This window comes from Oleiphilus sp. HI0123 (genome assembly GCF_001635315.1).
The window spans coordinates 1-9,479 of record NZ_LWGE01001084.1 but is presented as its reverse complement, the minus strand read 5'-3'; the positions used below and the strand labels follow the sequence as shown (position 1 = coordinate 9,479).

Genomic DNA, 9,479 nt, shown 5'->3' with positions numbered 1-9,479 from the left:
ATTGACGATAAACCGGTAATAATATTAAAATAAAACCAAAAAAGGTTTAAAAATGACATTTTACAACGAATTATCCTCGATCAATCTTCACGATTTTTTCTCAATTCTCGAAGAGAAAAAAGCATCTACAGGCTCCACTACATTCAAAAATATGAAATCAGTGCTGAGCCAACTGCAGAAAAGCCAAATAGTAACACCTGAAAATTTTGTTCCATTATTCGAAAATGAGAATGACCTGATAAATAAATATCTAGACCATTTAGCATCCAAAGGGAACAGAGATGTTCGGTCGGCTAAGAGTCGGTTAAAATCTCTCATTTCAACTTACAAAGAACTCCAAGAATTCGATAACGCTAGGACTTTTAACCAGTTATTTTCACTAGGAATGCACCGAAGATTTGGAAGTATTCAATCTCATCTGAATACAAAAGGCACCCTAGCCGCAAAGGAAGCTATCCTAGAGCTGTTAACAGAATTTCGAAGACACGCCAACCAAGGTAAAAATCAATCAGCTGAAGGCAAAGGAATAGGAAGCGCGGATACATTTACGAATTGGCTCACCAACACTAGAACAGTGACATATAAATATTGGCTTCCACACCTATCTTTTTTCGACAACTTTTTTGATTTTCCAAGCGGGAGTTTTCTTAAACGAGTTCCTAAACATGCACTGCAAAAAACACCGCCTAAAAAGCCGATATATAGAGACCTAATCAAAGACCTCCCCCCACTCGTATCCAGACAATTTGAGCAATTCAAGAATTTAAAAGTGTATGGCATTTCACCGATAGCAATCACCAAGATTGACGGTGCAAGTCGAATGATCCAATCAAAAAATGAAATTTTTGATACCAGTAAAAAAAAGGGCTGGACCATGAATCAGGATGGTTCATGTGGTTCTGCTCAAATTACGCACAGCGCCCTAAAAGCCTACTATGATTTTGTGTTAAAGCATTCTAACGACAAAGAGGATTTCTCAAAGGAGATTGATCAACTCGAGATAAATCTTCTCGGAGATGACATTTTGCTAGCCGATTACATCGAGTATCTTAATATCAATGGATATGGCAAAACTTCAACCAAACGATTGCTAGAACTAATTGATGAAATTTCTCGAGAAAACGGTTTTCTTCGATTAGGCGTAAACCCACTGAGAGGTATGACAGCATCAGAGTGGCATGAGCATCTCGACGATCTTTCACCATATCTAAAAAACCTTAAGAGGTCTCTAGAGAAAAACGAGCCCGCTCCAAGAGATGGTAAAAGGCACATTAAGTTTCTCTTAAATATGCCTGCTAGCTCAATGAAAAACAGCGTAGATCTAATAATAGAAAATCTATTTGAATACGACACAAAAACTTTCACTAAAATAGCAACAACTCCCTTTAGATCATCTTCAGCAGGATTAATTACTCAACTATCCCGTGCTTGCCCTCTACGTATTCACAACTGGGCCCAACTGCACTACCAGGAAGTATCAACTACAATCACCGAAACACAAGAGCCAAGCCTAATCTATCTAAAGAATGAAGACCGATACCGAGTTTTCGTACCTAAAAAGTTTCTAAAAAATCGAGAACGCTCCGACATATTTGACATTAGCATGCCAATACCTCAGCTTTTCAATAGCGATATAGAGCGGTTTATTGAAATTCGGAAAAAGCTTATAGAGCACTTTGGCTTCGAAGATCAGAGGCTATTCTTCAAAGTCACTATCAAGAAAGGAAAAGCTAATGCTCGACCCTACAAATCAGGAGAACTAGCGTCCGATTATAAAACCGCAACTAAGAAAGTCATAAACAAATTATTCCCCGATGTATTATCTAGAGGGATTAACCCACACGCTTTACGGCACTTGTCAGCAACAGAGTTTTTAAACGACAACCCTGAAAATTATGCAGCTCTAGCAATATTGCTGAACGATAGCCTAGAGGTCGTACTTAAAACCTATGCGCAACTAGATAGCAAACAGAAAAGCCTAGAGATCTGTGAATGGGCAGAAAGGCGGTATGCATAACACTTAAGATTATCTTCCTAATTCCTGATAGCCACCGCGACTTAACCAAGCAAATTTCAATACGACAACGTCTAAAATTTAAATTAACAAGTGGTGGCCAAATAAACAAAAATCGAATACAGCGTATATAACACCGAACAATATATAGCTAAACTTCTTGAGGTTAATTACCCTTAAGTTGCCAGTAACAAAAGCAGAGCACGAAATATGCCTCATCACAATTGCAGCAAATACTTTTCTTATGAAGACTTTTACTATTGCTCAAAGACTTGGCAGCGCACAAAACCAACTAACACCCCAAAACAAGCCGAAACCATTTCGGCAATTCGAGAACTAGCTACGACCATTCTTGACCCTATTATCGATACATTTGGCGAAATTAAACTCACATATGGTTTTTGCTCCCACACCTTAGCTGCACAAATCAAGAAGAACGAAACACCATTAATTGCGCCGAATCTTGACCAACATGCAGGCTATGAACTCAACTCAAGAGGAAAGCGTATATGCGAAAGGGGTGGCTTTGCATGTGACTTCATCATCCATAATTCGGATATGAAGTTCATTTCGAAATGGATAATCGAGAATTGTGATTTTGATCGCTTATATTTCTATGGCGAAAACAGACCAATACATGTCAGTATCGGTCCCGAGTGTAAACGTCAAATTGTAATTATGAGACAACTCAGCGATGGTAGATATATCCCAAGAGTAGTTAGCGAAGATAATTTCTAGGAAATGTCATGGATGAGCAAGCATTCTTAACGCAAGTCAAATCAATTGAAATTGGTAAACACCTGCCCGAGGCCATCTATTTTCACAAAGATTCATTCGATACTATTGATGGAGTACTGAGAGACTTCTTAATTCGTATCTCTACAGCGATCAAGTTGACCACAGATGAATGGAATGTAGTTAAACTCTATAAACGCAGCTTTAGAATATCTTTTTTAAACTACCCTTCATTCTTTGATGAAGCTTATCCAAGCTTGCACACAAGCAACACCGTAAACTTAGTAGAAAAATCAGTTAAAGAGAGTAAATACACCACATCTGATAATCCTCCCATACTGCACCGCAAAGAATTATTTATTACTGAGGATCACCCTCGTTATGAAGAGTGCTGCCATATAACTCAAGAAGGCGAAGCTGCAGGCTTGTACGACAACACACACATTATCGGATTTAAAAGCTCCTGGGAGCGCTTGATAGAACAAAAAGGTTATACACTTGTAGATGGTCGGCTTTTCAGGCAAGCAGTTGTTACACTTCAAGAAACTGATAACAATAAAGTCATCGACCGCCACAAAACAGCAATTGCGAGAAACGAACTATCAGTTCCTATGAGAAACCTGGCGAAGCACGGATATCTTGATGGTGAGTATTCTGTTTTCGATTATGGTTGTGGTCGCGGAGATGATTTAAGAGAGCTAGAAGCACATGGTATTGACGCAGTTGGTTGGGATCCTAACTTTCGACCTGAAACAGACAAGTTCAATTGTGACCTAGTCAATATTGGATACGTCATTAACGTCATTGAAGATAGAGAGGAGAGAATTGATGCACTTTCAAACGCATTCGCTCTTGCAGACAAGCTCTTGGTCGTTTCAGCAATGCTCGGCTCAGAAAGTTTCATTAGAAGATTCAAACCCTACAAAGATGGTGTCATCACATCTATCAATACCTTTCAAAAATACTACTCACAAGGCGAACTCCAAACATTCATAGAACAAACGCTGGATGAAAATGCTATCCCGGTTGCTCCAGGTATTTTCTTCATATTCAAAGATAAGATTGAAGAGCAGCTGTTCCTAGAGAAGAGGCAACGGAGAACCCATCACTGGAAACAACTTTCCTCACGCCCGCAGGTCAAGCTGGATAAGTTTGAGTTGGTCTTGGAAAAGAATCGCGAGTTATTCGAAAATTTCTGGCAGCAATGTTTATCTTTAGGACGCCTTCCAGCAGCTGAAGAGTTCGAACAATCCCCAAAATTGAAAGAGTTGATTGGTTCACATAAGAAAGTTTTTAATCTCTTACAGAAACGCTTTGATACTACTGATTTTGAAAAATCTCAAGTGGAACGCACCCAAGACCTATCAGTATATTTTGCATTGTCATTCTTTGGTAAACGAAAACCCTATACTCAGCTACCTAAAGAATTACAACTTGATGTCAAAGCCCTATTCGGCAGCTATAACGACGCTAGGGATGTTGGAAAATTCCTCCTTTTCAATATAGCCAAAACGGAAGAAATTGAAGCAGCCTGCCAAAAGACCATTCACCAGATACCTGCTGCTCACCTTATTCCAAGTAAGTCTTTAACATTCCACAAAAAGTTTTTGAACGATTTACCCGTTCTATTAAGAGTATATGTGGGCTGCGCAATGCAATTATATGGCGAACTAGATGAAATAGATCTTATCAAGATACACATTAGATCAGGCAAGTGCTCCTTCATGGGGTATGACGATTTTAGCTCATCTCCAACACCGCCGCTCAGGGAGCGGATCAAGGTTAAATTAGCGGATCAGGACGTCGATTTCTTTGACTATGTTGAAAATTTCCAACCCCCTCCATTATTCGGAAAATCTAAACTAATTGATGACAGCTTTTCTGACTACAAAAAGCAATCAGGGTTTGATAAAAAGCTTTTAAGTATCTTGCAACAACCACTACCCAAAACAGCACCAGAGCTTAAAAAGCTTCTGAATAGTAAGGGATATCAAATTCGAGGATATCGATTCTACAAGGTATAGATGTAATTACTTACGCTAAAAAAAACATTACTATGCAAGCAATAAGCAGCCCTCCCTCAAAATACTTAATATTTTCATTGAACTTCCGGAGACAGGTAGTAGAATTACGTTATTTTTAACGTACCGCTTCTTAGGAAAATTATAAATGGATTCCGGCTACTGCTACTCATTTCCTGCTACTAGAGGCATGCAAGCAGGAAAACCATTTTATATCGCTATGTGCCCAATGCGCATTATTCCTAAAATATTCATCTTCGATGGTGAAGAGGTCCCCCCTCAGTTGAGGGCTCAGCGAAAGCTCAATACTCAGCGAGTCCCTGAGATATCTAAGTACTTAGTCGAGAAACCTACAGATTATGTGCTATCTGCTTTAACTGCATCCATCGATGCCAGCATAAAATTCGACTCTGTAGATCCAGACGGAACTAATTCAAACCTTGGCACCCTCAGCATACCAATGGATGCACGCATGTTGATCAATGACGGTCAACACCGCCGAGCAGCAATAGAGGATGCCATCAAGGAAAACCCAGATTTGGGACACGATAATGTTGCGGTCTTATTTTTCATTGATGAAGGGCTAACTCGTAGCCAACAAATGTTTGTTGACCTCAACATGCATCAAGTTAGGCCAGACACCTCATTGGTTACGCTATACAATCATACAGACCCAGAATCTGTTATGGCCACAGAAATAGCTAAAAACTGCCCACCGTTTGAAGGACTAACAGATCTTGAAAATAGCAGCCTATCAAAGAAGAGTAACAAACTGTTCACCTTAAGTAGTATCAAACACGCAAACAGAGCTCTATTGAAAAAGAAACGAAAAGATAAGCTAACCGAATCAGATGTCGAAATAGCAAAAGCTTTTTGGACTCAGTTATCACAAGCTCTACCATTCTGGAAGCTAGTAAGAGAAGGAAAAATAGCAGCCTCTTCAGTCCGCGAAGACAACCTATTTAGTCACGGCATCATCATTCAAGCCATTGCTACTTTAGGAAGCTACCTACTTTCCCAGCATCCAGAAAATTGGCAGAACTATGTTAAACAGCTTGAAGATGTCAATTGGAGTAAAAGCAACCATTTATGGGATGGGCGTTCAATCATATTTGGTCGCATGACAAAAACTAAAAGTGCCAACCTACTAACAGTAAATGCATTAAAGCTGCATTTAGGAATAGAGTTAGACCCAGAAGAAAAAGTTCTTGAGGATAGTTTTAATAATGACAAGTAAGGAATTCGCATACCAAACCCTAGGCGAAATGGTTAATCAGGAACAGATAAATGGCTTATCCCTGCGTGCCTACGTAGATGAAATAAAGAGTTTATATCAAGAAAACACCACTCCGTGGGTTATTGGTTATAGCGGCGGCAAAGATTCAACCGTAACCCTAGAGTTGATTTATTTAGCATTAGTAGAACTTCCCCAAGAGCTTCGAACAAAACCCGTGTTTGTCGTGTGCTCAGACACTTTAGTAGAAACTCCGGTTGTTGTTGACCTAATCTCCGAAACACTAGATTTAGTGAATAAAAAAGCAAAAAAGGACAATATTCCTCTAACGGCACACCTCGTATCGCCGAAGATAGATAAAACTTTCTGGGTGAATCTGCTTGGAAAGGGATACCCTGCTCCCACCCCTATGTTCAGGTGGTGTACGGAGAACATGAAGATTAACCCCGTCAGCGACTTTATTAAAAACACAGTTTCAAAATACGGTGAAGTGATTGTTATTCTTGGGGCTCGTAAAGAAGAAAGCTCAAGTCGGGCCCAGGTAATAGCGCGGCACAGAATTGACGGTTCAAGATTAAATAAACATAGCAATCTACCAAATGCATTCGTCTATACCCCCATAGAAGACTGGACTGCTGACGATGTTTGGTTGTTCTTAATGCAAAGCCCAACACCTTGGAACACTTCGAACCGTCCTTTGTTCGAGCTTTATAAAGACTCAAATCAAGGGGAATGCCCATTAGTAATAGACACCTCAACACCGTCTTGCGGCAATTCACGATTTGGTTGCTGGACATGTACAGTTGTCACAAAAGATAAAGCCATGCAAAGTCTTATTCTGAGCGGTGAAGAATGGATGCAAGAACTAGCTGACTTCCGAGATAAACTTACGCTAAGCAACCATGAAGATAAACGCCATGAGCTAAGGAACTTTAAACGCAGGACCGGTAAAGTCACTTATTATTCCGCAAATAGAATCGATGAAGACGGCGAAAAAGAAGCACAAGTCGTTCGAGGACCACTTTACCTAAAAGTTCGCCAGCAATGGCTAAAGGAGCTCTTAACTATACAAAAAGGGTTAAGAGGAACGGAGCATGAAATGGAATTAATCACTCCGGCGGAGTTACATCAAATTCGTCAAGAATGGTTAAATGACCCAAATGAGCCAGACTGGACCGACTCGCTTCCTCGAATATACAGTGAAGTTTTCAACGAGAACCTAGACTGGGTAGAAAATGATTCTGGCGCATTTACTCAACCAGATGCAGAGCTACTAGAAGAGCTAGCAATTAAATATCAAACATCCCCTCATTTGGTCATGAAGCTTTTAGACTTAGAGATATCTTTGGACGGTCTTAGTCAACGAAGTGGTATCTTCAAAAAAATGGGAAGTATTCTCAAGCAAGACTGGGACGATCTTGAGAGTATATTGGAAAAGAGAAGTGAAATTGTAGACACCTCTAACTACAAAGATGTAATCAAGCAGCAGGTTTCTTTCGAAGGTAACAAATCTGAAGGAAAACATAGAAATATTTATGAAGAAGCTAGTGATAGACTTACTCGCGAACACGAATATTACGGCAATATTCTCAAAGAAATGGAAGGAAATAACTCATGATTCTGAAAGAAGTCATTGTTCATAATTTTAGAGTTTTTTCTGGTACCCATCGTTTTGATTTAATGCCAAGAGAAGATGACAATCACAAACGGCCCATCATATTATTTGGAGGCCTGAATGGCTCTGGAAAAACCTCCCTCTTAACTGCTGTCAGGCTTGGTTTATATGGAAAACAAGCCGTTGGAAAAGGCATCACTATAAAAGACTATCATGAGTACTTAGCGAGTAGTCTTCACAAAACACCAGAATCTGTCGTTCCTATTACAGACGCACGTGTAGAGCTCATATTCAATTATGCTAGACAAGGAATCATCGAAGAGTTCCGCGTAATAAGGTCATGGTCTATTAAAGGACAAACGTGTCGAGAGAACATCTTGATTCACAGAAATGGAGTTTATCTTGAAGAATTCAACTCTGAGCAATGCCAAGCGTTTCTGAATGAGCTTATTCCAATAGGTGTTTCCGATTTATTCTTTTTTGATGGTGAAAAAATTGCTGACCTGGCTGAGGATGAATCGGGCAAAACGCTTCAAACTGCAGTAAAGAAGCTTTTGGGATTAGATATTATTGAACGCTTACGCAATGACCTATCTCTGTATCTCAGAAGAGAAAACAAACTTACTCTTCCTGAGAAAATACAAGCAGATATAGACGCACATGAAAATGAGATGATTCAGGTCATGGCAGCGAAAGATGAAGCTAAAAGCGACTATGAACGTTTTAAGAGCGAATTACTCGACATTCAAAGACAGATAGATGCGAATAACCTGGCAATCGATAGTCAGGGTGGTGCATGGGCGTCCTCTCGACGAAAAGAAGAACAAAACCAAGATCGACTCATTGCTCAAAAACGCCAACTAGAAAAAGCGCTATTAGACGAAATGTCCGGTGCATATCCACTATCCTTCGCAAAAAAGACACTAACAGACCTCTTACAGAAGCTAAAAGACTCATCGGAAAAGCGTAAAAAGCAAGACACTGCTCTTCTAATTTCGGATCGATTAGAAAGCATCAAATCGATGATTCGTACTCGTCTCTCAGACAACGAATCTAGAGAAATTACGGATGATGTTTTGAATACTGGTTTTTCTGATTTGCTACAACCCTCTCACGAAAAGATACCAGAACACCTTGACCTCTCTGACTCCGAGATTGCTCGCTATGAGCAATGGATTACTATATCTTCTGAGGAAAGCTCGAATCGAGTCAATCAAATAAAAAACGAGCTTTCAGCGATTGAAAAAGAACTGGAAAATAGCAGCATAAGGTTAGAACGCGCCCCAGAAGAAGATCAATTGACCAAGAATCTCAATGAGTTAAAGAAACTAAAATCCAGAGAAGGTGAAATTGAGCTTCAGATTAAAAAATCTATTGAAAATATTAGACGCTACTTAACTAGGGCTGTCGATCTTAATAGAAAAATAGAAAAGCTCCATGCTTCGATTGTAAACAGTCAAAGCGATTCTAACGCTCAAAGGCATGCAATTCAGTCAGGAGAGCTATTATCAGAGTTTGCAGCAATTACCTCAAAGAGGCGCGTCCAAGAGTTAGAAACTGCATTTATTGAATCCTACAAAAAGCTGGCCAGGAAAGAAGACTTAAACATCTCCGCCAAGATCGACCCAGCAACATTCCTTATCTCTCTCTTGGATGAACATGATAACTTAATTGATAGGCATGAAATATCGGCAGGCGAAAAGCAGATTTATGCTATAGCTATTCTTGAAGCTCTTGCAAAAACATCTGGCCGAAAACTACCGATTATTATTGATACCCCCCTCGGTCGCTTAGACTCTAAACATAGAAACAAACTTGTGAATAACTACTTCCCTAGAGCTAGTCACCAAGTAATTATAC

The 9,479-nt window shown here is 39.7% G+C and carries 6 protein-coding genes; all 6 read left to right on the top strand.

Features of this window, described 5'->3' with window-relative positions; translation table 11 throughout:
• Positions 1-52 precede the first annotated feature (52 nt).
• Positions 53-2,017: a hypothetical protein gene (locus A3761_RS10545; RefSeq protein WP_068750195.1), complete on the top strand. Its 1,965-nt coding sequence runs from the start codon at positions 53-55 to the stop codon at positions 2,015-2,017.
• A 207-nt stretch (positions 2,018-2,224) separates the two neighbouring features.
• Complete coding sequence (locus A3761_RS10540; RefSeq protein WP_068740028.1) at positions 2,225-2,752, top strand: hypothetical protein; 528 nt, start codon at positions 2,225-2,227, stop codon at positions 2,750-2,752.
• A gap of 8 nt (positions 2,753-2,760) precedes the next feature.
• Positions 2,761-4,773 carry a DNA phosphorothioation-associated putative methyltransferase gene (locus tag A3761_RS10535; RefSeq protein WP_068750193.1) on the top strand — a complete coding sequence of 671 codons (2,013 nt, stop codon included), beginning with the start codon at positions 2,761-2,763 and terminating at the stop codon, positions 4,771-4,773.
• Between the two features lie 145 nt (positions 4,774-4,918).
• Positions 4,919-6,007 (top strand): DNA sulfur modification protein DndB, encoded by a 1,089-nt coding sequence (dndB, locus tag A3761_RS10530; RefSeq protein ID WP_068739830.1) that lies wholly within the window; start codon positions 4,919-4,921, stop codon positions 6,005-6,007.
• Positions 5,997-7,622, top strand: coding sequence for a DNA phosphorothioation system sulfurtransferase DndC (gene dndC, locus A3761_RS10525; RefSeq protein WP_068740048.1), 1,626 nt, complete (start codon positions 5,997-5,999; stop codon positions 7,620-7,622). Before dndB ends, dndC begins: the two co-directional genes overlap by 11 nt.
• Positions 7,619-9,479, top strand: a 1,861-nt coding sequence (gene dndD / locus A3761_RS10520; RefSeq protein WP_068750191.1) for a DNA sulfur modification protein DndD, incomplete at its 3' end; no start/stop codon positions are given. The genes dndC and dndD, both read left to right, overlap by 4 nt.